Below are 25,342 nucleotides of genomic sequence, written 5' to 3' on the forward strand. Positions count from 1 at the left end.
TTTCGTCACTTCTCTTTCCGTTCCCGCCCTTTCTCGATCGCCTCGAAGTAGGCCTTGATCGACGCCTCGTAGCCCGGCGGATCGGTGCGGTGCAGCAATCCGGTCGCTTCGTCCATCTCGCGTGGCCTGAGCCTGCGAAACTCGCCGGACAGGATCGACCAGGCCGAGGTGGGGGGCGCCGCCGGGTCGGCCGCCGTGGCGGCGGGTGTGTCGGCCGGCGCGACCATCACCGGCCGGGCCGAGCGCACCGCGAGCACGCGCTGGCCCGAGGCGTATCGAAGTGTGTCGTCCCGCGCCCGAGACATCAGCGACACCGCCGACCGCTGCGACTTCTCGGCGGCGCGGAAATCCGGGGGCTTGCGTGACAGCGCGTCGGCCGCGGCGCGGGCATACCACCGGGCCGACGTCAACGGATCCTGCATCGCCAGTTCGTCCTGCCAGCGGGCGACGACAACCTGCGACGCATCGATCGCCTGCCGGGCTTCGGCGGCGGCACGGTCGACCCGCGCCCGGTCCGACGCGGAGCGCTCGCCGGCCTTGGGGCCGACGGCTTCCACCAGTGATTTCAGTGCCGGGGTCAGTTGAGTCGCGATCACGTCGCGGGCCTGCGAAGGATCGTCCGCGGACCGCCCCGCCGCCGAATCCAGATTGACCAGCATGCTCTGACCGATTGCCGGCCCGATCGCCTGCGCCTGTTCGGCAAGCCGCGCGGCGGCGGCGGCCTGTTCCTGCTGAGCCATCTCCGCCATGCGGGCGGCGGCGGCCTTGTTGGCGGGGGACGCGCGGTCGAGTTCCTCTCTTGCGAGCCTCGTTCGCTCGGCCGCCTCGCGGTAGGTGGCGTCGGCCTCCAGCAGGCTGGCGACCTGCTGCGGCATGGCGACCAGGCGGTTCTGCGCCGCCAAGTACGCCTCGGCGGTCTTGTCGCGGGCGTTGAAGGTCGAGCCGGCGATACCGGCGATGACCGGCGTGCGGTAGCGCGAAGAGGTCTCCAGATCGCTCGCGATCTGCCGCTGTGCATCTGCCAGTGCCGGGGCGTCGGCGACATTCGCCGCGGCGGTTTTCCCGGCGAGTTCGAGTTGACTCGTCCGGGCCGTATCGAGCGTCCGCGCCGCGACGGTGGCCCGGCGGGCCTTTTCCAGCGCCTGTTGCGTCACGTCGCCGGTCGAACTCTGTGACGCCAGTTGCCGCGATAACGCCGCGTCGGCGCTGTCGGCGGCCTCGTAGTTGCGTTCGGCGGCGGCCGCGCCGGCTTGAAGCGCGATCGCCTCCAGCGCGGCCGTCCGCGCCACGGGCGCGGTTGTGGGCGGCGATGCCGCGACGGCCCCCTGCCCGGACCACTGCTCCATCAGCGCCCTGGCTTTCGAGGCGTTGGCGGCAATTGTCGCCTGCTCGTCGGCCATGCGGAGGTCTGTCGGGCGGCGCAGGACGGCGTGCTCCCGCGCCAGCGCCTCGAATGCCGACACATACGCGTTGGCGGTCGCCGGGCTGACCGGCACCGGGCGGGTGCGGTCGCCGGCGGCATCGATCGCGGCGGCGGCGCGGGCGGCAAGGTTCAAGTCGCGGGCGATTCGCAGATCGCCACCCGGCCGAACGGCCTCGGCCTGGGCCGCCGCCGACATCCGCTCGTCGAGCACAATCGGCTGCCAGGTGTTTCTTTGGACCTGCTGCGACCATTCGCGGGCCGCCGCGATGTAGTCGACCTTCGACTTTCCACGCGAGACTTCGTTGCCGCGATCGACCAGGCCCTGCAGCTTCTTTTTGAAGTCTCCTGCCGAAGGCTGCAGCGAAAGGGCCTTGCCGGCTGCGTTGATCTCGTCGCGCATCCTGTCGCGCGACTGCTTGTAGCGATCGACCGCAGCCTTGTCGGCCGCAGTTCCGGTCGATTTGGGCGGGCCGCGTTTTTCGATGGCGGCGGCATTCTCGAGGTCGGCGAGTACCGTTGCCGACCGCAATCCGTCCCGCCCGATCCGCAACTGCTCGGCCAGGCGGTTGGCTAGCTCCGTCAGTCCGCGCGTCAGCGCGAGGAGTTCGCCAGGGGCGGGCCTGCTCCTTGGCGAGGGTTTGGTCGAGGAATCGCTAAGCCGCGGCTCGCCCCCCAGTTCGCGGAAGCACGACTCGGCGGTCGATGACAGCGTCTGCGCTTCATCGATCCAGGCGAGCATGGCGGCCGACAGTTCGGGCGACGGCTCGCGGCCGATGCCACGGACCAGTGCCCGCCGCACCAGCGCCGCCGCCGATCCCGCCGCCGAAAACCGCCGACTGAGCCGTCCGCCGGTGAAGGATGTGCCAGGGTCGGCTTCGGCCAGTCGCTTAGCGGCTTCCTGAAGGTCGTCCCCCACCGAAGCCGCCAGCAGCGCCGCGGCGTCCAGCTCGGATATCAGCTCGTAGGTATCGATCCCGACCGACCGCGGCGACACCAGCACGTGCAACGCTTCGCTGACCGCAAACTGGTTGGACGTGTCGCGTCCGGCCAACACCAGCGTGACCACGTCGCCCACGGCCAATGGCAGTCGGGCCAGGTCCAGATCGTAAAGCCCTTCGCGGCGGCGCGGATCGGGAGACGTCCGGCCCGCACCGGATGCCCCACCGGCGGGCAGGTCGCCCGGTTCGCCCGATGGCTGGGCAGCAACCACCGGGAACTCCACCGGCGCCGCCGAGCCGACCTGGGCTCGGAGCGTGAGCGCATCGATGCCGAAGTCATCCAGCGCTTCGTACGAGATCGGAAGCAGGTCGCGCGGCCCCAGCCGAAGGGTCTGCCCGGTAACGCCGACGCGGACGATCGGCGGTCGGTCGGGGACGACTTTGACTTCTGCCGTCACCGGCCCGATGCCGGCCTGCTCGCGAGTGCTCACCAGCCCGAAATCGAGCCTGCCGTCGCGAGACAGGAGCACCTTCGCCTGGCGGAAACGGCCGGTGGCGTCGTCGTTCGGACGCACCATCGCCTGGGTTTCGCCGGCGTAGGTAAGGAGGGCGGATTTCAGCGGTTCGGTCGAGACAACCGTCAGCTCGGCTTCGGTGCCCGTCGGCGCTTCGAGCCGGCCGTCAGCGCTGGTGAACGTCGCCGGTGGCCGGCCGGTGTGGGGCGGATAAATGAACCGCACGCGGAACTCGGCAATGGCCGGCTTCCGCAGGGCACGCAGCGTGTAGACCCGGCTCTTGGCATCGCCGGCGGTGATGTAATACCTGACGTCGCGGTCGATCGACGTGAGCGTGTAGGTGAAATGGATCGGCTCGTCGGAACCGGCGGGCGAGCCCGGTTGCGTGGCAGGCGGGCCGGGTTGCGTGGCGGGCCGAGTGGTCACTCCGTCGGCGGCCGGCAGATCGCGGATCGACATCTGGAACTTCTGCCAGGGTGGGTCCTGGAGAGACGAGGGGTCGGTGTCATCCACCTCGGCCAGGTGGAACCAGGCAAGCCCCCCGCCGAGCCGCCGGATGGAGGCTTCGATCGTCGCCGGCGCGCCCTGCGCCAGATCGCGGTCGCCGGGAACTACAACGAGCTGTGTGGTCGTCACCGGGTCGATGGGCTGCCACGGGGTCAGGAAGCGCAGGCCCAGCCGGGGAAGGTTGATATCCGGAAGTGAGATCAGGCCGTACGCGATCCCCAGCAGCACGGCGAACAGCAGCCAGGGGCCGACAACCCGCCTGGCGGGGAGCAGTCGACTGGGGCGTTCGGCGGCGGCTTCGCGATCAAGCTCGTAAGAGAGCTTGTCGAGCATCTCGTCCGAGCCGCGATAATTGTGTTCGCCGAGCAGACGGGAGGTGACGGTCAGCAGCCGCTGGCCGAAGCGATCATCCTGCGTTTCGATCTGCTCTGTGACGGCGAGCCAGTCGATCTCGGGTTTGGTGAGCTGCAGCAGCGGGCGAACGACCAGGACGAGGCAGGTGAGCCCGGCGGCACCGAGCAGCAGGCCGCGAACGGCCGCGGGAAACTGCACGAAACGATCGCTCAGACATGCTGCGAGCATGACCCCCAGGAACACACACGCGGCGACACCTGCGCCGCGAATCAACGCCAGCCGGCGACCACGCATGACGCAGCCGCGAAGATATCGGCGGACGGCCGGAGGAAGTTGGGCGAGGTCGGACATGGCAAACCCGGCCGCCCATCCTAACGCAAACCATTCACCACGGAGAATACGGCGTTCGCGGTGACAAACTTGGAAGACGCTTCCGGCGAAAGTCGTCCGGACATCAGACCGGCGTGCCGATCCAGGTCTGGGCGGTCGCGCCCGGGCCATTGCCTGTAGAGACGACGATGCGTCCGTCGGGTAGTGCCCCGGCGACCATTGTGCTGCGCGGCAGCGGCAGATAGCCCATGATCGACCAACTGTCCGTGACCGGGTTGTAAGCAAACACCTCGGTTTTCGGATCGTCATGGCCGGGGTCGCCGCCCGCGAAGCAGATTCGCCCCTGGTAGATGAACACGCCGGCCGTCAGATGGGACCTTGGGACGGGAATGCTCGCCTTCGCGACCCAGGTGTCGGTCGCGGGATCGTAGTATTCCATGGCGGACAGGCCGATGGTGTCTTCCTCCTGGGCGATCTGCCCTCCGACCGCCCAGAGCTTGCCGTCGAACGCGATGGCACCGACGTGATTTCGCCCGGTGAGAATCGGGGCCTTGGCCACCCAGCCGGCTGACGTGTTGTCCAGATCGAGCGCCCAGGTTTCGTGCTTGTTGGCGGTGCGGGTCGCTTCCATGCCGGCGGTGTAATAGATGGTGTTGCCGATCAGGACTGCAGCGCCTGCGCCGCGGGCTTCGGGCAGGTCCGGCCCCTGCGACCAGGTGTTGGCAATCGTGTCGTACTTCCAGACATGCGTCGTTCCGGAGCCGGGGTGATTGCCGAGGTATCCGCCGACGAACCAGATCGTCGTCCCGACCACCACGCCGGTGGAGTGAGTGAACACTTCGGGCATGTCGGCGATCCGGGTCCAGGTGTTGGTTGCCGGGTCGTAGACATCGCACCGGGGAATGGCCACCCAGAAGTTCGTGCTTCCCGGCAAGACTGTGCCGTCGAACCCGCTCATCACGTAGAGCTTTCCGCCGACCAGGCTGCCCACGGCTTCGGCGCGCTTGACCGGGCTTGGCGCGGCGGCCTGCCAGGAAATGCTTGTCGCGAATGGTTGCGTCGTCAGAGCGCCCTGGTAGACCTCGACGAAGTCAATCCGTGTAATACCGGCGGCGGCGCTGCCGTTCTGAATCGACAGCTTCCCGTCGGCGACGGTCACGGTGACGGTTCTGGATGCGAACTGGTTCGCCGGCAGATCGACGTAGTTAAACAGCCAGTTGCCTTCCACCCAGACGTTGTCACGCGACGCCTGGTTGGAGTCGCCGACGCCCACCTTCACGGTGTACACGCCGTTCGGCACGGCGAGCTCCCAGGCGGCGCCCTTTTTCATTGCGACATGGGTATCGAGCTTCTGGTCGTTGTTCTTGTTGCGATCGATGACCACATCGGTGTGGGTCGCATTCCAGCCGTACGACAGTCCGTTACGGCTGCCGTACACCTGGCCGGAATCGACCAGGTATCCGCCGACCGTCGGCGCTGACGCGGGTTGGAAGTTAATCTTCACCAGCGCGGTGGGAGGAGGCGGCGGCGGAGGAACAGTGGGCGGAACGGTCGGCGGCACAGTCGGTGGAACAGTGGGGGGAACCGTCGGCGGCACGGTGGGTGGCACCGTTGGGGGCGTGGTGGGCGGTGTCGTGGGCGGCGGCACGACGTCGCCGACGTCATACACCGTCACGTTGATCGTCGTCTCGGCCAGGACGGTCCCGCCGGCACCCGTCGCGCTGTAAAGGACGGCCTTGTAGACATGAGCACCCGAGGCCGGCTTCCAGTCGAGGTAGTCGCCGGCGGTGTACCCGCCGAGGGTGTACGGCGAGGTATCGACCGTCACCATGGGGGTGCTGTCCACCAGGAACTGGATGCTCCCGCCAACGAATGTCGTCACCGCTTCCAGGTTGAGCCGGGTGCCGACGACGTTCATGTCGATGACGGCGCCGTCGGCGAGCGTCACGATCTTCGTCTCGGTCGCGGCGTCGATCAGGTCGAGCGAGTGCGCAGCGACGACCGGAGGCACGGTGGGAGGAACCGTCGGGGGAACGGTGGGCGGGACGGTGGGAGGAACTGTGGGAGGCACCGTAGGGGGCACGATCGGGGGCGGCGCGACGAACGTCAGTGAAACTTCGTAGGTCGCCGCGATCTCGCCGGAGGCTTCAGCGCCGGTATAGGCGACGGCCTTGACCAGGTGTGTTCCCAGCGGGGCGTTCCAGGCCAGGAAATCGGGGGCCGCATCGCCGCCGATCGCGTACGGCGCACTGGTCTCGACCTTGGCCGTCAGTCCGTCAATCAGGAACTGCACCGACCCCACCGGCCCGCCGGTGACCGCGTGCAGGTTGATGCCGGTGGAAGCGACTTCGATCGTCTGGTCGGCGACGACAAGGCCGATGTCGCTGTCGGTGGTCGCGTTAACCAGCATCAGGCCTGATATGGAGATGGGCACCGTGGGCGGAACGGTCGGAGGCACTGTGGGGGGTACAGTAGGTGGCACGGTGGGCGGAACCGTTGGAGGCGTTGTGGGTGGCGTCGTCGGAGGTGTCGTCGTCGGCGTCGTCGGCGGAACGACCGGCACGATCTCGATCGAGTCGATCCGGGTCGCCAGGTTTGCGGCCGATCCCACGCCGACGGTCAGTCGTCCGTCGTTGACCTGCAGCGTCTGCGTCTGGGTCAGGAACTTGCCCGCCGCCAGGCTGACGGATTTGATCGCCCAGGTCGATCCTTCGAGCCAGATGTTGTTGGTCGACGCGGCACCCGAGTCGCCGACCGTCACCTTCACCTGGTATTGCCCGTTGGGCACGGCAAGTTCCCACCGGGCACCGGCCCTGACGGCAACATGGGTGTCGAGCCGCTGATCGGCGATCTTGTTGCGGTCAAAAGCCGAGGTGGTGTGCGAAACCGTCCACCCGTAGGTTTGTCCGTTTCCGCGGTTGCCATAGACAAGCCCGCCATCAACCAGAAACCCCGAAACGGCCGGGGCGGCGGTGGGTTGGAAGTTCACGGAAACCGGAGCGGCGGCGAACAGTGTTCGATGTTCCAGCTTTTCGAGCAGTTCAAGACCTTTGCGACGCTTCGAAAGCGAGGGTGCTTTTTCCCTTGCGACTGACATTGGCAACTTCTCCTGCAACCTGACCGAAACTCAACGAACAGAGCGTGGAATGATGTACACGACGGTCGTTAGCGCCGCATGACAATCCCGCATTTGGCCGGCCGAGATACCGCTCCGCGAGATTACACAGCCCACCTAACCGACATCAACCGGCTCAGGCGTAGAGCATGAACCAGTTATAGGACATCCGGGCTTGCCTGTTCACGGCAAATCGGGGCGGAATTACACTGAATTCCATGAAGTATAGAAGACTGGGCAAAACGGACCTTCAGGTGTCGGTCATTGGCGTGGGCACCTGGCAGTATGGCGGGGAATGGGGCAGGGACTTTTCGCAGGGTGAAGTCACCGACATCCTTCACCGGGCGGGTGACCTCGGCATCAACTTCATCGATACCGCCGAATGCTACGGTGACCACCTCTCCGAGATGCTCATCGGCGGAGCTATTTCGTCAGCGCGGCAGAACTGGATCATCGCAACCAAGTTCGGCCATAAGTACCACGGCTACCTGAACCGGTCTGAGCCGCGTACGCCGACCGACATCGTCGAACAACTGGAAGGTTCGCTTCGCGCCCTGCGAACTGATTACATCGACATCTATCAATATCATTCAATGCGCAACTCGGAGTTCGACGACATGGGTGTGCGTGATGTGCTTCAGAAAGCGAAGCAGGCGGGGAAAATCCGGCACATCGGGTCGTCGATCAGCCCGAACGACAACACCCACCAGACCGACGGCGCAACCGCCGCCGACGTCGAAACAATTCAGGTCATCTACAACCGACTGGATCGCAAGCCCGAGGAGAAGGTGCTGCCTTCCTGCCAGAAGCAGGATCTGGGCGTGCTGGCCCGCGTGCCGTTGGCCAGCGGCCTGCTGAGCGGCAAGTACCGGCCGGGCGTCGCCTTTCCGCAGGGAGATGTCCGTCACGGCAAGCCCCAGGATCAGATCGACGAACAACTCCGCGAAGTCGCGAGGATACAGCGCGAGGAAGTGCCGTCCGGCGTGAGCATGGCGACCTGGGCGCTGGCATGGTGCCTGCGACACCCGGCCGTCTCGTGCGTTATCCCGGGATGCAAAAGCGTGGAACAGTTAGAAACCAACGCGGCGGCGGCGGATCTGGATTAGGGCTGCGGGAGTCAGCGGGATTCGACAAGACTTGATTTGCCCTGGGCCGCGCCGGCCGCGCGCTTGTGCTGGAACTTCACCTCGTACAAAGCCCGGTCGGCCGCTTCGAGAATCGCCTTGGCGGTCGGTTCTTCAATGTCGCGGAGCAGCGCCATGCCGATCGACAGCCGCGGCCGGCGCTCGACGCGCAGGGTTTTGGCCAGGCCGTCCACCAGCGAAACCAGCCGGTCGCTCAGCGCCTTGCCGGCAGCGGCGTCGGCGCCTTCCATCGCGACGACAAACTCGTCGCCGCCACACCGGAAGCTCAGATCCGACTCGCGCGCGGTCGATCGGATCATCTGCCCGATCGATCTCAGCAATTCGTCGCCGGCGGCGTGGCCGAGCGTGTCGTTGAGCATCTTGAAGTTGTCGACATCGATCATCAGCACCGCCAGCGCGCGGTGCTCGGCCTTGCAACGCTCGATGATTTTCGGCAGCGATTCGTCGAGCATCCGGCGGTTGAGCAATCCGGTCATGGGATCGCGTGACGCCTTCTCCCGCAGCGTGCCGAGCATGCGCTCCAGCGCGTCGGTCCGGTTGGCGACCCGCTGGTTCATTTCCTGTTCGAGCTGATGGATTTCCACCCGGCGGTTCTTGAGATCCTGCAACAGGTCACGCAATACCGGCACCAGCACCGCAGGAACCCCTTCGACCTTCGAAAGCTCGTCGAGCGGAAGTTCGCCCCGGCGGACCGCCTGCACGATGTCGCCCAGCCGCCGGACCGGCAGCGTCCAGAGCTTGTACCGCTGCCAGGCGCCCCAGCAGATGCCGGCAACGGTGGCGGCGGCAAGCAGGATCTGCACCGCCCAGGCCGCACTGGCGGCCTTTCCGCCGAGCAGCATCCGAACGAATACCGCCATCACCGCGATGGCCAGTAACACCGCACCGATCTGCAAGACCGCATCGCGGCGGACCACACGGAGCGCCGGTTCGGCGGCAGGTGGGGTTGGCGTGGGTTCGGCGGGTGGCTCGATCATGGGGTGGTTTTGTCCCCGCGGCGGCGGGAATCCAGATTCAATCCCAAGATCGGTCGCCAATCCCGACCGGTTAATCAGATCGCGGGACATCCACATCGCAGGTCCGACGATTTCGTGGGTTTCGTTACCTTCAGCGGCGACGATCAGGAGACGCCCCGTCGGCAAAACTGCGACTTGGCACTCGCCAGAAGTCCCTGTCGTCGCGAGAATGAATGCGGTCCCATCTGTCATACAAGGGAACTGCAGACCCCCCGGACGGCCATCGACCGCCGATGGCGCGTGGGGCGACATCTCTACGGCTCTTACGGAACCCACCATGCGTCTCTCTCTTAGCGCGTGCTTTCTGATGCTCGGCCTGATCACCGGGCCCGCCACTGCCGAACAAGCTGCCCCTACCGGACGTCGAGTCCTGGCGCTCGACTACTCGGTCAAGCGTCTCGCGATGGTCGATTCGGCCGGCAAAGTCCTCTGGCAGCGCGAGACAAAGGGCAGCCACGACCTGCATCAGCTACCCAACGGCAACATTCTTGTCGGCGACGGCTGGACGCGCGTCATTGAGATCCAGCCCGCGCAGGGAGGCAATGCCGAGAAGGTCGTCTGGGAGTACGACGCCGCGAAGCAGAACCGGACCGACGGCAAGAAGGTCGAGGTTCACGCGTTCCAGCGGCTCGCCGACGGCAACACGATGATCGCCGAGTCGGGGCCCGCGCGAATCATCGAGGTGGACAAGGACTGCAAGCTTGTGAAGGAGATCAAGCTCAAGACCGTTCACCCCAGCACCCACAGCGACACCCGGCTCGCCCGCAAGCTGGACAACGGCCATTACCTGGTCTGCCAGGAAGCCGACGGCACACTGCGAGAATATGACGGCGATGGGAAGGTGGTCTGGGAGTACGAAGTGCCCCTGTTCGACAAGAAGCCCGCGGGCGGCCACGGCCCGGAGGCCTGGGGAAACCACCTCTTCGGCGCCGTCCGTCTGCCGAGCGGCAATACGCTGATCGCGACCGGCAACGGACACTCTGTCATTGAAGTCACCCCGGCGAAGGAAGTCGTCTGGCACCTGAAGCAGAACGACATTCCCGGCGTCACGCTGGCATGGGTCACCACGCTGCAGGTTCTGCCCAATGGCAACATCGTCATCGGCAACTGCCACGCAGGCGACAAGAATCCGCAGATCGTCGAAGTGTCGCGGGAGAAGAAACTCGTCTGGCAGTACAAGGACTTCAAGCTGTTCGGTAACGCGATGTCGAACAGCCTGGTGATAGACTGACTAAACGGCTGATCGTGATTCGCGCCCTGGGACCGCCGAGCGCCTGCTCGGCTCTTGGACATGCCGAGCAAGCGCTCGGCGGTCCCAGGCGGCAAATGGGCGCGAATCGAGGACGGCTATTTCGCATGGCGATGTCTCGCCCCGTTTTGCATTTTCATTGCGTGTTTTGCGTTTTGCATTCTCGAACGGTGAGCGAATGCAACATGCAGAACACGCAATGAAAAGTGCAGAATGAGTCGCCGCGCCCCGCCGCTGCTTTATTCGTCTCCCATCGCATCAATGCTTCGCATTTGACGGCTGCTGACGATGCGGGCCATCATTCCCAGTGCCAGGAATGCGCCCATCACGCCCGCGAACGCGATCCCGAGCCGGCGAGGCCGTGGGTCGGTCCCATCCGGCCAGCGCGGCAGGAGATCGTTGGCGATCAGCACATCGGGGAGCGCATACGCCCAGAGGTAACTGAACGCCGCCGCCGCAATGACCAGCATCAGCAGGACATGCAGGGTGCGCGGCTTCCTTGGCGGAGGTGGGGCCTCGTCGGGGTCGATCGTAAACGACGGCGCGTTGTGCGGCATGTGCGTTCGCCGGCGTAAAACCAGTGCCGGCTCCGCGCCTGATCTACGATTCGCGGACGCTGTCGGCAAGGCAGGCGTAGTCTGTCCTTGGCAGTCAACGCATAGACTTTTCTGCCTACTGCCTACTGCCTACTGCCTACTGCCTACTGCCTACTGCCTACTGCCTACTGCCTACTGCCTACTGCCTAATGACCAAACGCAAACGTCCCGGTGTCGATCGCTCGACACCGGGACGCTCGTTTTAATCAGGAGATGTCAGCAGGATCGTTAGTAGGCCGAGTACGCCTTGCCGGCCTGATCGTTTCCGAGGGCGTTGGCGGTAACGGACCCGGTCGAGACGTCGTAGATCCAGGCCACGCCGGCCGCGTCGGCGGCGGCTACGCCGCTGCTGCCCTTCTTCGCGCCCACAGAAATCTGCGGCACCGCACGCAGGTATGGACCGTAGATCACGCCGGTCGCGGTGTCCTTGGTCGCCGAGGTCGTCGTGCCGTCAATATTGCTGTACTTGGTCAACTGGTCGGCGAACGTCGCGACCGGCGGGTAGGTTCCTTGGTGCTCCGTGTGATAGAGATCGATCGCATTGCGAAGCACCGCAAGGTTCGACGCGACGGCCGAGTCGGCGGCGGCGGCGGAACCACGGCTCATCCGAGGGATCGCAATCGCCGCGATGATCCCGATGATCACCACCACGATGACAAGCTCGATCATGCTGAACGCCGATCGACGCGGCAACGACTTCTTTCCGATACAGGCTTTGAACTGCGACATTCGTAAATCTCCTGTCCTCCCACAACCCACGGTCCTTTCCCCGCGCTCTCCGGAGCGCCCCAAGCCGGTTCATAGGAAGCATCGGATTTCCCCCCGTCAGACTTGAGTGCCGCACGAGATGGGCCGGCGGATTCGCAGCCGTCTGCTAACCCGGACAATGCAGGATCACAACGGATTTCGCGATGAGGCCGCTGGCCTCTCACCGAGTTAACGAAACCTTCGTACGGCACCACGATTGAACGCCAAGACGCCGATACGCCAAGAGTTGCGTTGCCTTTGATGGCGTCCCTGGCGACTCGGCGTTCATCACTTCAATTTTCGGAGCAGGACACGGAGAAATCACGGAGAGTTTGCCCGAAGGCGATCGGAGCAGCCTGCAAGTCGAATGAATCGCTCAAGTCGTTCGTAGGTTTCTTCTCCGTCTTCATCTCCGTGAACTCCGTGTTCTCTGTGGTGAATCATCCTGGCCAAATGGGCAACGAAAAAAGGGCCGGCCGATCCCGACCGAGCCCTTCTCACCAAGAATTGTCGGACGTGCAAACTACCTGGCGGCTGCCAAACCGACGTCGGGAAGCTCCAGCTCGAAGTCTTCCGTGCCGTCGGTCAGCAGGACGCTGCGGTCCCGCACCGCCTTAACCTTGAACCCCTTGAACGATTCTCCGACGCGGACCGTGTCACCGTGAATCACCGCCAGCCCCTGTGTCGCGCCGGACCGCATGACGGCCGTCAGCTTGTATTTGGAGCGGAACTCTGCGGCACGCGACGAAACCACGGGGGCGGCGGTTCCGTCGGCCAGTGCCGGGGCCTCGGGGAACCACTGCGGCGGCGGTGCGAACGCGTCGCCGGAGTGCCCGGGTTTCAGGCCCTCGGCGGCACAGATCTCCTCCATCTTGCGGGCCAGCGCCGCCATCGGCAGCGACGCCGACGCAATCACCGGACCACCGCTTTGAGTGCGCGAGCCACCAGCCGAGCCTACAAGAGCGGTCGAGCCGGTCGGCGCAATCAGCAGGTCTTCCTCCGCCGAACCGCCTCCCAGGACGAAACGGTCGCCCAGAAACGCGGCGACGGCCACGCCCAGAAGTCCGACCGCTATCTTTTGTTGTTTGTTCCACTTCATGGCGAGTGAAGCAAACAATTCGGTTTGCCAGCGGGCAAACGAAATTCAGATATCAGTAGGGAGAAACCGGTCGTTACCGGACGGCAACCGGAAACTGTTACGGCAACTCTGATCGCAACGAATGCACGGTCTCCGCGACCGGACATGAAGCTATTTGTTGGCCTTTTTCTGCTCGGCTTTGGCGGCGAGCTTCTGCTGGGCCTTTTGCACTTCGGGCGGGTGGGGCTCGTCGGGGAACATGCAGCTTCGCGGCAACGCCGCCAGCAGGGTTGCCTGGTTGAGCGACTTGTCGTCGGGCATCGCCTTGCCGACTTCTATTGACCGCTGCTGAAGCCGGGCGAATTGTGCCGCGTTGGCGACCGGCGGTTTGAGCTTCTGCTGCCAATCGGGGTGTTTGGCCTTCCATTCGGCGGCCCATTTCTCGGCGTTGGCGACGCGCTCGGCCGTCGCCGGGTGCGTGGACATGAAGTCCGATCCACCGCCCCCCGCCTTCTGCTCGATCTTGAGAATGGTCCTGAAGAAATCGGCGAAGTGATCCGGGTGCCAGCCGGCACCGACGTAAAAATCGAATCCGATCTTGTCGGCTTCTGATTCGTCGCTTCGGCTGAAGCCGGCGTTGGCCAGTCCGCCGGCGAGCATGCCCAGGCCCGCGCCGTAGCCTGCGTATTCCTCGCCGCCGGCGACGTAGCCCGCCGCCGCTGCCGCTCCCGATCCCAGCAGTACCGCCATCTGTCGGTTCATGCCGTTGTGAATGTGTCGCCCGAAGACGTGTCCGTACTCGTGCGCCATCACGGCGGCCAGCGCGTCCTCGCTGGTCGATTGCCGGAACAACTCGGTATAGACATACATGTGCTCGCCGCCGGTCGTGAACGCGTTAAGCGTCTTGCTGTTGACGAAGTGAAACTCCATTGCCTTGGAGAACATCCAGTCGCTCGCCTCGTCTACTTTCGACTTGGGCCGGTAGCCCTGCGAGAACCGCTTGGCGGCGATCGTGACGACGCGGTCGCCCACCGTCTGGATATAGGTGGATAGCTCAGGATCGGTAATGACCGCCTTGCTCAGCTCGCCATGAAATTCATTTGCCTGCGCAATTACTGCCTTGTCGCTCGCGCAACCACTGCCCAGGAGCAGCGTGACACCGAGCGAAACGACGACGACGGAACGCGCGACGGCGAGAAAGAATTTGCGCGACAGCGAATGTGAAGCGGCACGGAACATGGCCAAGTCCTTTGCAGTACGTCGCCTCGATCAACGTTCGCGGCAATGCCGCAAACGCGACTCTCCTGAAATACCTCGAACAGCCTAATCCCCCGGAAAAATTGCGACAAGCGGCAATCTCTGCGCGGGCAGACGGCACATCGTTTCAGCACGCTTTTTGAGGTGCTGCCCTCTTCAGGTCTGGCTTCATCGGAAGTGGGTGCCGAGCCGATGAATGGGCTGTGAACACAACCCACCCAACCGTGCGTGCTTCGATGGGGAAGCCGCCGCAAGCCCGCGATGAACGCAGGCCCGCGACGGACAAGCAAATGCTCGACTCCATCGTCGCCTCCCGACGCGAAATCGCCGACAAAGTTCGTCGGCTCAAGCGCTCCATCCACGACAACCGCTACGACAATTCCGCGAAGCTGTCGATCGCGCTCGATCGAATGATCGCGAAGGTGATCAGCAGATGACGGCACCGTAAAGCGTTTAAAACTTGACCCTTTCATTGGCCCCGTCACTGACGGGGCCAATGTCATTCATTCCCGCTCACTGCGACAGCGGGTCTTCGGGGTATCGTTCCTTCAGCAGCTTGCGCAGGCTCAGGCTTCGCGCCAGGTCGGCTTCGCCGATCAGTCGGCTGGCGCGATCAAGCAGTGGGGGACTGTACGGCGAGTCGGGTACGGCGCGGGCGAATGCCTCGGCGATGTTCGCCGCCGCTGCGTTGGACTTGCGCAGCTCCAGCAATCGCACCTTCAACATCACCGCGTGGCCTTGCAGAAAGTCGGTCGGAAGTCTCTGCTGCCAGACGGCCCACGCGTTTTCGCCGGCATCGGCGTCTTTGGTTGCGATGTAAAACTCCACCGTCCGCGCCGATGCCCCGCTGATCGCCGCCCGGCGGGCGGGATCGTCTTCCATCGGCAGCGATTCCAGCAGTTTCGCCCCTTCCGCGCGCTTGCCCGAAAGCACCAGCGCCTGGCCGAGCGCCCGCTTGAGGTCCGGGTCGTCCATGGGCAATTGCGCCAGGGTCTTGGCCGCCCCGTCGGCGTCGCCCTGCCGCCAGAGTTGCAGCAACGCGAGCGCTTTGGCCGGGCCGGGTTGCAGGAGGGAATCGGCCGGTGTCAGTCGCCAGAGCTTGACGGCGTCGGGGAGTCGGCCGGCCTCGACGGCAGCGTCGGCGGCTTCGGTGAGGGCCGTCATCACCTGCCCCGCGTCGGCCGGCACCCGAGCCGCTGCCCCCGCCGCCGCGGCTGACAACGCCTGGTCGAGTTTCCCCGCCCTGACAAACAGCAGCGCCGCCCGCGGCAGCCACGTCGGCGGCAGTCGGTCGGCCCGGTAGCCGGCCACCACCAGGGCATGCCGTTCCAGCGGTTCCTCGGTCGGGCGGTCGGTCCACTCCCAGTCCCGGCTGACAGCAATGCGCTGCGTGCGCGTATCGCTGCGCGTGCCGTCACGCACGACCAGCTTCACCGGGTACACGCCGTCGGCCAGGTACACCTGCGTCGCCGCCGGCCCCGTCGCCGTCTGGCCGTTGCCGAAGTCCCATTCGTAATTCGCCGCCACGCCCTGCCGCGGCGGATTGGCCGTGAACTGATAGCGGTGCGAGTATCCGCCGGCGAAAAAGCATTCACCCTGATACGCGACGGCGAAGTCGGCGATCAATGCCTGCTCAGGACGTTCGAGCGCGCCTGCCTTGCCCCACAGCGGCTTGCCCAGCACGTCGGACGACAGTGCCTGCCAACGCTGCGTCTCGGCCCGGCGGAAAGCCACGGCAAACCGTCCGTCGCCGGCGAGGTTGGCGTGGTAAATGACCAGCGACCGCTTACCCGCACTGAGGCGGACGGCGGCGTTGTTCCGCACGTCGCCAATCGCGGCGTCGGTGAAGATGACCGGCTTGCCGTCGATGAACACCGCCGCCCGGTCGTCCGCCGACAACGCAAAGAAGTAGTCGCCGTCGAAGCCGACTGGGAACGTGCCTTCGAACCGGCTGATGGTCCGCTGCTGCTCGCCGAACGGATTCACGCCCAGCGACGCGTGCGGGATGAGCGTCCTGCCGATCACCTTTTCGGCCGCGTTCCACGCTTTCTCCAACTCGGCGGCGTTGTTGATGTCGGCCTGGGTCAGCTCGCGCATTTCCATCAGCAGGCCGGCGGAACGCGGGATGTCGGCCATCGCGGGCTCGAGCGGCGGTGGCTTCGGATGGCCGAAGTACGCGTAGTACCGCGACACACCCTTCACCGCCGGGAACGCGATACGAATGCGATCGCCGGGGCCGACCGTCAGCACTCGGGTGCGAAGGAGCTTGTCGTCGGCGGTGGCGACGCGGAGATCGCTGCCATCGGGCTGGTGTGTGCCGCCGGTGTAGAGGTCGGCGTAAATCAGTTCGTCGCCGGTGGCGCGGTCGGCGACCCAGTCCACGTCGATCGGTCGGCGGAATGGCCAGGCGGGGTCGATCCAGGCGAATACGGGGGATGTGGAGACGACCAGGAACAAGGCAGCAATGAGCAGGTGAATGCGCTTTCGGGTGGCATGGGCAAGTACGCTTGCCCGTAGTTCAACACTGCCCTCATGCGAACCGCGGGCAGCGGCGCACCGCAGCCCATGGCACACCGATGAATGCATGATTCGAGGGGACATACTCAGAATTTCCCGTGCCACGCTACGCCGACTAGGACCTTAAAAGCTCCAGACCGCACAAACACTTCAAGTTCGGATTCAACACGAAGGCACGAAGTTCACGAAGAAGCACCACCGACGCTTTTGACGACTGTTCTGATCATCCGATGCTTCTTCGTGTCCCTTCGTGCCTTCGTGTTAAAAGCCGAACTCCAGACGACTTTGGGTTACACAACGGTACCGCCGGCCGGTGGCACCAAACCCATCGAACTGGCCCGAGATCGTCATAATACGTCGCTTCACAGCTTATGCGTCGTACACCATACTCAGCCTGCCATGTCGCTGATCACTCCAGACCAGACCCCCGCCGCCGTCCTGTTCGATATGGATGGCACGTTGACAGAGCCTATGCTCGACTTCCCGCGCATCAAGCGGGAAATGGGGATCGGCGACCAGCCGATCCTGGAAGCGCTGGCAGCGATGTCGCCCGGCGACCGCGCCGCCGCCGAGGCCGTCCTGCTTCGCCATGAAGGCGAAGCCGCCCGGCTGTCGCGGCTGAACCCCGGCTGCCGCGAAGTGCTGGCGTTGCTCGAACGCAGCGGCATTCGCACGGCGCTCATCACCCGCAACAGCCGATCGAGCGTGCAGACGGTGCTGCAGACGCACCAACTGGCGATCCAGGTGCTGATCAGCCGCGAAGACGCCGCCCCCAAGCCCGATCCCGAGCCGCTGTATCACGCCTGTCGGCGGCTGGACGTCTCGCCCGGCGAAGTCTGGATGGTCGGCGACGGCGAGTTTGACGTTCAGGCCGGCCTGAACGCGGGCGCGAGAACGGTCTGGGTCAGTCACGGCCGCTTGAAGCATTTTCCCGAGACGCCTTGGCAGGAAGTAACCGATTTATGGGCCCTCGAAGCGCTGTTGGGCAAGCATCTGACCCCGTAGGGTGGGCTTCAGCCCACCGCATCGCGACCGGAGGACTGTTGTGTGCCTTTTCGAGTACTTCACTCCTTATCGAAATCGTCGCCGAATCAACCTTCGATCCCGAGGCAGATCTGCTCTCCGCCATTCGGAGATCGACATCGATAGTGCACGCCAAAGGTGCGGCCGAGTGAACCCCACCCTACGATGAACCAAATGCCCGCCCGGGTGTCTAAACTCCGGGGCAGGGACGCCGAATTGGTTGGAGAAGACTCATGAAACGAACGCCGACACGAATCGCCTCACTGGTTCTGCCGCTGGTCATGGGATCGACGCTCGCCTGCGCGCAGCCGGCGCCCGGTGGCAACCCCGCCCCGGTGAATCCGGTTGCCCCCGCGGGCGGACCCGCCGTGCCGGCCGGTGCGCCGAATGTCGACGCGATCCTCGACCAGCTCGACCAGCGCGGGCAGACGCTCGACACCTTTGTCGCCGATGTCGAGCTGATGGAGGAAGACGCCACGCTCGCGACCGAGAACACACGCGTCGGCAAGCTCTGGTATCAGAAGCTCCCGGATGGATCGGTCCGCCTGCGCATCGCGTTCACCGACCGTCTGACCAAAAACGCCAAGCAGAACGACCCGATCGACTATGTGTTGGAAGGCGGCCGGCTCATCGAGCGTCAGCACGCCAAGAAGCTGGAAGTCCGCCGGCAGATCCTCAAGCCCGGCGAGAAGCTGAACCCCTTCAAGCTCGGCGAAGGCCCGGTGCCTCTGCCGATCGGCCAGAAGAAGGAAGACGTCAAAAAGCAGTTCGACGTGACGGCGGCCAAGCCCGACAAGGAAGACCCCGCCGGGACGTCGCATGTGATGCTCCGCCCCAGGGCGAACACGTCGCTTTCGCGAAAGTTCAGCCTGATCGACGTCTGGGTCGACCAGAAGTCGCAGATGCCGGCGAAGATCATGACCGCCGACCGGAAGGAAGAGAACATCAAGACGACGACGCTGAAGAACATCCAGATCAACCCGAAGCTGGCGGATGAAGACTTCAAGCTGCCGGCGATCGACGAGACGAAATGGAATGTGACGGTGGAGACGCTGAAGGAGTGAAGATGGTGCGGATGAAGGATGAAGGATGAAGAACGGGGAATGGAGAACGTCGCGTTTAGCGGTCGCACCGAAGGTGCACCCTTCTTCCCTTACGGCGGCGGATTCTGGCCGGCGTTCAGAGCGGCGATGATCTTGGAGAGGGACTTGGCGTCCTTCCATCGGACTTGTCCGTCCAAGTACAACACATGGCCGCCCTCTCCGGTGTGATTGACAAGCGGTTCATACGCAATGACCGCAGTTGCCGGCGATGATGGGGTGAGACCTTTCCCGGCGTAGTGGTACGAAAGGTACCCGCCGCTTGTAGAACCCGGCGGCGGGCTGGTGGCGAGTTTCGTATGGATCTGGGTGTTATCCCCGCCAGCAGCGCGAAGGTCGTTGCTACTGGGGCAAAGACAGGACTCGGGATCAATCTGACCGGCGACGTACAGCGCCGCAAACGAGTCCGGCAGCTTGTAGGCGTTACCGTTGGCGTAGCTCAGGCAGGCGATCCCGATTTGCCGCAGGTTGGACGCGCACTTGAGCCGATTGGATCCTTCACTCGCCCGACCGCGGTTGCCGAACGGCAATACGAGCACCAACAGAAGCCCGAACGCAAGGAGGAGGAAAAGCCAGCTCCACCAGGGCGACTTGGAGCTGGCATTTTGCCCCGGTAATGCGTAGTCGAGCTGTTGCGTCACGGTTGCCCTCGCAGTTGCAAGCCTCTAGCCGCCTACCTTGTCACCGCGCCACTCTCCACCAACACCGCCGCGATCGCGAACGTTGCCAGCAGGCTTACGACGAAGTTCACCGCGGTGAACGCGATGACATACGTCAGTTCAAGATCGAACAGCCACATCATCAGGATGACGAACGTGGTCGTGCGGACGAGGAATCCGAAGCCCGACGGCAGGAATGCGCCCAGCGCCGCTGAGAAGATGTAGATGCCGGCGAGTTTGAGCGCCGCCGACAGCAGATCGCCGAAGCTGACCTTGCAGATCGCCGCCGTCACGTAGGCGGCCATCAGCATCAGCAGGGTGCCGACGACGGTGCTGATGCCGACGTACGCCAGCAGCAGGCCGACCTTGCTGCCGAACTGGATCAGGCCGGCGACGACGAACAGCAGTTCGCCGCCGATGATCAGGCCGATCGGAATCTTGCGCTCTGTGAGTGAGTAGTCCATGCGTGCCCTCCCGTGCCGTGTGGGTGTTGTCGAAGCGTACCGACCTTGGGGAGACGTTCAAGAGAATACGACTTTTAGCGCCATCCCCGAAGGGGTGGGATTCCGGCGCGGGTCGCTCGGAGTCGCTCACTGCGACGAAGTGGTTGCGGTTAGACCTCGCGCAGATCCAACACCTTTCGCGTATCGCAGAAACCCACCCCTTCGGGGATGGCGCTAAAAGGAGTCCTCTGGAGTTCAACTTTCAATCCTCGATCCTCGATCCTCGACGTTCGACGTTCGACGTTCGACGTTCGATCGTATTTCGTTACCCACCTGTCCACTTCACCCATCTCTCGTACAATCCCCCATCCCATGAGCACGCAACCTTCCTCCCCCGCCAAGAGCTGGCAGGCCCGTATCTCCGAAGCGACCGACTCCATCGCACAGGCGTTTGTCGAATCCGTCAGTTACGACTGGCGGCTCTATAAGCAGGACGTCGCCGGGTCGATCTGCCATGCCCACATGCTGTCGGCGGTCGGCTTGCTGCCCGATGAAGACCGCGAGGCGATCATCGGCGGATTGCGGGAGATCGAAGCCGAGATCGACCGGCAGAAGCAGAACTGGCCGGGCTTCAAGCCGGAGTTCGAAGACATCCACATGTGCGTCGAGGCCGAGCTGATCAAGCGCGTCGGCGAAGCCGGGCGGAAGCTGCACACCGGCCGCAGCCGCAACGACCAGGTCGCGACGGATCTCATGCTCTGGACGATCTTCGCGACCAAGGAACTCGGCGAGCTGTACGCGAACGTGCTCAAGGCGTTCGTCGCGATGGCCGACCGCTCGGCCGACATCGTCATGCCCAGTTACACGCACCTGCAGCGGGCGCAGCCCATCGCCGCGGGGGCCGAAGTGCTGGCGTGGACGGAAGCCCTCTCGCGCGGCTACGAACGGCTGGCGCGGTTCGCGGCGAACTACGAGTTCCCGCTGGGCGCAGGCGCGATCGCCGGTTCGTCGCTGCCGCTCGACCGCAAGCAGACGCTCTGGTTCGCCAAGCGGTTCGGCATTCTCGCCGAAGACACCAACCGCCTGGCGATGAGCAGCATCGACGCCACCGCCACGCGCGACGTGGCCCAGGAGTTCGTCTTCGGGCTGGCAATGATCTCGCAAACGCTCAGCCGCTGGGCCGAGCAGTGGATTTTGTACATGTCCACCGAGTTCGGCTTCATCAAGATCGCCGACCGGTACACCACCAGCAGCAGCATGATGCCGCAGAAGCGGAACCCCGACATGCTGGAGCTGATCCGCGGCCGATCGGCCAATGTCTACGGCGATCTGTTCGCGATGATGACCCTGCTCAAGGGCATTCCCATCGGCTACAACCGCGACCTGCAGGAAGACAAGCGCATCCTGTTCCGCGCGTACGACACCGTCACGCAGTGCCTCATCATGGCGGCGGCGATCATTGATTCGGCGTCGTTCGACAAGAGCCGAATCGAACCCACGCTCGACCGCGGCTTTCTCGACGCGACGTCGCTCGCGGAGTACCTGGTGACACAGAAGGTGCCGTTCCGCACGGCGCACCACATCGTCGGCACGCTGGTGGCGACGTGCGAAAAGAGCGGCCGGCACGCGCTGGCACAGCTCAAGCTTGAAGAGATCAACGCCGTCGTCGCAAGCCTGCAGCCGGGCGCTGCGCTGACGGACGATGTCTACACCGCGCTGGGCGCTGCGAACGTGGTGAAGCGGTATCAGAGCACCGGCGCTGCCGGCGGAAAGCCGTTCCAGGAACAACTGGCGGCGTGGAAGAAACGGGCGGGGCTGTAATCGGCCTTTCCGCTTGTCGTCGCGCCGGCGGGTTCGCGGCCGCGCGTCACTTCACCTTCCACGCCTCGTCGAAGAATCCGTTCGCGACGACATTCCCCGGATCGCCGGCATCCGGCGGTGTGGTGATGTCGATGATCGCCCAGTCGCCGAGCTTTGGGTTCTGCTGCGAGTTCGTGCCGTCGTGGGCTTCGCGGAAGGTCAGGCCGCTGTTGAGGACGACGTACTTCGCCGGGTTCTTCGGGTTCGGGTAGATCAGCGCGGGCACGGTGTTCGCCACATCGTAAGACTTGCCGGCGAAGGTCAACTTCTCGTCGCCGTAGCTCACCGGAAGCTTGCCGGCCAAGTCGGCGATGAGCTTGTTGCTCTTGGCGTCACCCCACAGGACAAGGTTGTACTTCGCGATGTCGTCGGCGGTGACGTCAGTGTCTTTCTTGATCCGCAGGTCGCCGCGCATCAGGGCGCGCCAGCGGTCCTGTTGGTGCTGCATCTCAAACGCCGTCCAAGCCGCAACTACCGGGCTGGCGGCCTTGCCGGTGGGGGCAACGAAGAGGAACGGCGACATGAAGGCGTCGTCGATCGGGCCTTGGAGGCCGGGGGATTTGCGATAAGGACTGGTCGGCGATTCGAGCACCGGTAGTGCCCATCCGCCTCCCAACTTCACCAATTGAAGTGTACCGCTGCTCAAGTCTTTGGGAGTTACCTGGATCCGTTTGCCGTCGATCACCACCAGGGAAGACGCCGATTCTCCGGCGTTTCCGAGAAGTAAGAAATCACTGAGTGCGATGCGAGTCACGTTTGTCGTACTGACCGCAAGTTCTGCAGGATTCACACGCTTTGCGTCGACCCGCGCCTCCTTCCAGTGCTCTTCCATCCCCAGAATCTCCACCCAGAACTGTTTGTTGTACCGCAGCGTCTTCGTCTGCAGATGCACTTCGGCCGGGTGCGGGTTCCGCCCTTGCTTTACGTAGCCATCGATCTTCGCCAGCATCTCCGGCAGCGGGAGATACTTGTGCTCCACCTTCGGGCCGATGAACTGCGTCAACTCCTGGCCGTCCTTCTTCAGCTCCTCGGCCATGATGTTCGCCGACTGCCGCTGCTTGTCGTTTTCGCCGCTGTAGCTGATGAGGTGCGTGTTGCGGAAATTGCGCAGGTAGTCCGGAACATCGTACTGGCCCCAGAGCAGCTTCTCGGCCAGCGGCGTCTTCGCCGGGTCGAGGTTCTGGTAGCGCTGCACGTCGATAAACCCCGCGCCCGGCTGCACGACGCAGAACTGGTCGGCGTAGTGGACGCCCAGGTGCCACGCGCCCGCCCCGCCCATGCTGAAGCCGGCGAGCACCACGCGGTTCTCGTCGATCTTGTACCGCTTCTTCACCGACGCGATCGCGTCGAGCACATCGATCTCGCCGGCGTTCTTGTATCCGACGCACTGTCGTCCGAGCGGGTGCAGCACGATCGCGTTTTCATGCTTCACTTCGCCACGCTTGCTCTGCCGGCCGGCGATGAAATACAGGTCGGTGTCGGTGTCGCCGCGGCCGTGGAGCCAGATGTACAAAGGCACCGGCTTGCTGAAGTCGACATCCTTGCCGATGTCGAGCCCGTAAGGCTGCGCCGACCCATCGATGTCGCTGATGTACCCACGAACGAGCGTGCCGGTTGCTTTCGTCCAGGCGTGCGTGCCCTTGTTGAGTTCGTCGAGCCGGGCATTGGCGGTCTTGAGCAGATCGAGGCATAGCGCAACCCCGCGCGGTGCGGTCGATTTCGCCGGAGTCGCCGGCTTTGGCGCGGCAGGCTTCGGAGCCGCTTGCGGTTTTGTGCCAGTCGTGGGTGCCGGTGCCGCGGCCTTCTTCGCTTCGTAAAACTCATCGTGCAGCAGCGCGTACCGCACTGCCTTCTCGTACACCTTCACGTCCGGCAGTACATCGGCGAGCGCGGGGTTGCCTTCCAGCTTGGCGATCCGAGCCTGCACTTTGGTCAGCTCGGCTTCGATCTTCTGCCGGTCGGTGGCGTCGATCTTTACGCCCGGCGGCGGGAGCTTCCGCGCGATCGGCTGGATGTCGGCGGCGTACGTGAGCGAAATCGACAACAACAATGCGATGGCGGCGGCTCGGTAGGGCATGGTGGGATTATCCGTCACTCGGCGTTGCGCTACAATCTTCTTCTCTACGCCTGCTCGACGACGAATACCTGCCTGTACCGCAGCACCCCGCCGACACGATCGCTCACATGAGCCGCGACCCAGCTCGCCTGTGATTGCCCGTCGAGCTGAATGACAAGGACGTCGCCGACGGAGATGCCGGGCAGCGGCGATCCCGTGAGTGGCAGATAGACGACGGCGGACGCCGCGACCCCCGCCGACTCGAGCCAGGCTTGCTCACTGGTCGTCGGGGAAGCGAGCGTGCACCGCATCTCCAGCGCATCGCCGGCCGGCGGATTGACTTCAACGAGTTTGGCGTTGTGGAGCATGGGTGGGTCACCGGTTTGGAGATGGGTGGTTCGCGCACGATCGGGATCCTGCTCACAGCAGTCGGCCGCTTTGCAGGCGGTAGCGGCGTAGCACGATCCACGCCCGGCGGCAGAGTCCCGAACGCACCCCGGGGCCGGACGTCGACTTGTAGCTTTCGGCGAGCGCGCCGGTCTGCTCGTAGACGACGCCGTCGTGCTGGGCCGAAAGGCGCAATTCGCGGTCGCCGGCGAGAATGGCATCGGCCTGGTAGAGCGCGGCGCGCTTCACGCTTGCCGGGACGACCGCCGACTGGGTGTCGTCGTCCCAGTCCCAGACGCGCGATGGCGTTACGGCCGGGTCGCTGTCGAAGCTGCGGGGAAACTCGCGCGGCTGATCGGCGTCGTAGCGACGGCCCTGGTAGGACATCGCCGAATCGATATCGATCGTCGCCTGCAATAGCGCGGCCGACTTCTCGTCGTCGGTCACTGCCTTGTATGCGGCCAGTTCCGGAAGTGCATCGGCGAGGGTGTCGGCGTCAGCAAGGGACAAATACGCGGCCGCAGGAATGACGGGTTCGGGCATGGTGCACCTCGTGGGTTGCGATGATGACACTCGGGAAATGGGGCCGCCGGCGAGACGGTGGGTTCGGCCGGCGGCCCCGGAGACGCTGCAGCGGTGCCAGTGCTAAGGCAGCGGGTTGAGCCACGCCTTGTAAGTGATGGAAGGCGTTGTGCCCGAGGTCGTCAGGACCAGTCGGATGTACCGCTTGGTGCTGACGCCGCGGACCACGGTAACACCGGTGGAGACCGCGACTGTTCCGACGCCGCACGCGGCGAAAGTGGCGTTGTCCGACGACTCCTGGAGGGTGAAGGTGTAGGCCTCGTTGCCGTCGTCGGTGTCGCGGCTGACGACGGCGACCAGCGCCGTCATGCGCCGGCCGGGCCCCCCGGGCGCGTACCCCGCGCCTAGATCCAGTGCGGTCGAGTTGAATGTAGCGGTCTTGGTGACAGTGTCCTGCAGCAACAGGCGGGCGTCCTGCGGGGTGGGAACAATGGGAGATGACATG

20 protein-coding genes are annotated in these 25,342 nt (G+C 64.5%); 6 read left to right on the forward strand and 14 right to left on the reverse strand.

Annotation, left to right across the window (positions count from 1 at the left end):
• Positions 1-5: 5 nt before the first annotated feature.
• The gene (locus IPV69_RS13940; RefSeq protein ID WP_206290291.1) at positions 6-4,088 is read right to left on the reverse strand and encodes a hypothetical protein; all 4,083 of its coding nucleotides are present in this window, start codon (positions 4,086-4,088) and stop codon (positions 6-8) included.
• Between the two features lie 103 nt (positions 4,089-4,191).
• Complete coding sequence (locus IPV69_RS13945) at positions 4,192-7,164, reverse strand: Kelch repeat-containing protein (RefSeq protein ID WP_206290292.1); 2,973 nt, start codon at positions 7,162-7,164, stop codon at positions 4,192-4,194.
• Positions 7,165-7,400: 236 nt separating this feature from the next.
• On the opposite strand from IPV69_RS13945, the gene IPV69_RS13950 reads away from it, so the two are divergent.
• Complete coding sequence (locus IPV69_RS13950) at positions 7,401-8,288, forward strand: aldo/keto reductase (RefSeq protein ID WP_206290293.1); 888 nt, start codon at positions 7,401-7,403, stop codon at positions 8,286-8,288.
• Between the two features lie 11 nt (positions 8,289-8,299).
• Here IPV69_RS13950 and IPV69_RS13955 read toward each other — a convergent pair whose 3' ends face one another.
• Complete coding sequence (locus tag IPV69_RS13955; RefSeq protein WP_206290294.1) at positions 8,300-9,304, reverse strand: GGDEF domain-containing protein; 1,005 nt, start codon at positions 9,302-9,304, stop codon at positions 8,300-8,302.
• A gap of 316 nt (positions 9,305-9,620) precedes the next feature.
• On the opposite strand from IPV69_RS13955, the gene IPV69_RS13960 reads away from it, so the two are divergent.
• A complete protein-coding gene (locus IPV69_RS13960; protein WP_206290295.1) occupies positions 9,621-10,574 on the forward strand; it encodes a beta-propeller domain-containing protein in 954 nt (317 codons plus the stop codon).
• A gap of 257 nt (positions 10,575-10,831) precedes the next feature.
• Here IPV69_RS13960 and IPV69_RS13965 read toward each other — a convergent pair whose 3' ends face one another.
• The 4 genes from IPV69_RS13965 to IPV69_RS13980 form a co-directional block, all read right to left on the reverse strand.
• A complete protein-coding gene (locus IPV69_RS13965; protein ID WP_206290296.1) occupies positions 10,832-11,149 on the reverse strand; it encodes a hypothetical protein in 318 nt (105 codons plus the stop codon).
• Positions 11,150-11,416: 267 nt separating this feature from the next.
• Entirely contained in the window at positions 11,417-11,917 is a 501-nt protein-coding gene (locus IPV69_RS13970) for a prepilin-type N-terminal cleavage/methylation domain-containing protein (protein ID WP_206290297.1), read from the reverse strand.
• Positions 11,918-12,458: 541 nt separating this feature from the next.
• On the reverse strand, positions 12,459-13,034 hold the full coding sequence (locus IPV69_RS13975; protein ID WP_206290298.1) for a hypothetical protein: 576 nt from the start codon (positions 13,032-13,034) through the stop codon (positions 12,459-12,461).
• A gap of 150 nt (positions 13,035-13,184) precedes the next feature.
• Positions 13,185-14,252, reverse strand: coding sequence for a M48 family metalloprotease (locus tag IPV69_RS13980; RefSeq protein WP_206290299.1), 1,068 nt, complete (start codon positions 14,250-14,252; stop codon positions 13,185-13,187).
• Positions 14,253-14,560: 308 nt separating this feature from the next.
• Between IPV69_RS13980 and IPV69_RS13985 the strand changes: the two genes are divergently transcribed.
• The gene (locus IPV69_RS13985) at positions 14,561-14,707 is read left to right on the forward strand and encodes a hypothetical protein (RefSeq protein WP_206290300.1); all 147 of its coding nucleotides are present in this window, start codon (positions 14,561-14,563) and stop codon (positions 14,705-14,707) included.
• 76 nt (positions 14,708-14,783) lie between these two features.
• On the opposite strand, the gene IPV69_RS13990 is transcribed toward IPV69_RS13985, so the two are convergent.
• Positions 14,784-16,727, reverse strand: a complete 1,944-nt coding sequence (locus IPV69_RS13990) for a PKD domain-containing protein (protein ID WP_206290301.1) — start codon at positions 16,725-16,727, stop codon at positions 14,784-14,786.
• 459 nt (positions 16,728-17,186) lie between these two features.
• On the opposite strand from IPV69_RS13990, the gene IPV69_RS13995 reads away from it, so the two are divergent.
• Positions 17,187-17,792 carry an HAD family hydrolase gene (locus IPV69_RS13995; protein ID WP_206290302.1) on the forward strand — a complete coding sequence of 202 codons (606 nt, stop codon included), beginning with the start codon at positions 17,187-17,189 and terminating at the stop codon, positions 17,790-17,792.
• A 251-nt stretch (positions 17,793-18,043) separates the two neighbouring features.
• The gene (locus tag IPV69_RS14000) at positions 18,044-18,874 is read left to right on the forward strand and encodes a LolA family protein (RefSeq protein WP_206290303.1); all 831 of its coding nucleotides are present in this window, start codon (positions 18,044-18,046) and stop codon (positions 18,872-18,874) included.
• A gap of 89 nt (positions 18,875-18,963) precedes the next feature.
• Here IPV69_RS14000 and IPV69_RS14005 read toward each other — a convergent pair whose 3' ends face one another.
• Positions 18,964-19,551, reverse strand: coding sequence for a hypothetical protein (locus IPV69_RS14005; RefSeq protein WP_206290304.1), 588 nt, complete (start codon positions 19,549-19,551; stop codon positions 18,964-18,966).
• 32 nt (positions 19,552-19,583) lie between these two features.
• Entirely contained in the window at positions 19,584-20,033 is a 450-nt protein-coding gene (locus tag IPV69_RS14010; protein WP_206290305.1) for a hypothetical protein, read from the reverse strand.
• 351 nt (positions 20,034-20,384) lie between these two features.
• On the opposite strand from IPV69_RS14010, the gene argH reads away from it, so the two are divergent.
• On the forward strand, positions 20,385-21,833 hold the full coding sequence (argH, locus tag IPV69_RS14015) for an argininosuccinate lyase (protein WP_206290306.1): 1,449 nt from the start codon (positions 20,385-20,387) through the stop codon (positions 21,831-21,833).
• A 46-nt stretch (positions 21,834-21,879) separates the two neighbouring features.
• Here the strand turns inward: argH and IPV69_RS14020 are convergent, their stop codons facing one another.
• The 4 genes from IPV69_RS14020 to IPV69_RS14035 all read right to left on the reverse strand — a co-directional run bounded on the left by IPV69_RS14020 (position 21,880) and on the right by IPV69_RS14035 (position 25,341).
• Positions 21,880-23,949 carry a prolyl oligopeptidase family serine peptidase gene (locus IPV69_RS14020; protein WP_206290307.1) on the reverse strand — a complete coding sequence of 690 codons (2,070 nt, stop codon included), beginning with the start codon at positions 23,947-23,949 and terminating at the stop codon, positions 21,880-21,882.
• Between the two features lie 44 nt (positions 23,950-23,993).
• Positions 23,994-24,296 carry a hypothetical protein gene (locus IPV69_RS14025; RefSeq protein ID WP_206290308.1) on the reverse strand — a complete coding sequence of 101 codons (303 nt, stop codon included), beginning with the start codon at positions 24,294-24,296 and terminating at the stop codon, positions 23,994-23,996.
• A gap of 52 nt (positions 24,297-24,348) precedes the next feature.
• Positions 24,349-24,858, reverse strand: coding sequence for a DnaT-like ssDNA-binding protein (locus IPV69_RS14030; protein ID WP_206290309.1), 510 nt, complete (start codon positions 24,856-24,858; stop codon positions 24,349-24,351).
• A 102-nt stretch (positions 24,859-24,960) separates the two neighbouring features.
• Positions 24,961-25,341, reverse strand: coding sequence for a hypothetical protein (locus tag IPV69_RS14035; RefSeq protein WP_206290310.1), 381 nt, complete (start codon positions 25,339-25,341; stop codon positions 24,961-24,963).
• Position 25,342: the final 1 nt, after the last annotated feature.

The organism is Humisphaera borealis (assembly GCF_015169395.1).
GTDB classification, from domain to species: domain Bacteria; phylum Planctomycetota; class Phycisphaerae; order Tepidisphaerales; family Tepidisphaeraceae; genus Humisphaera; species Humisphaera borealis.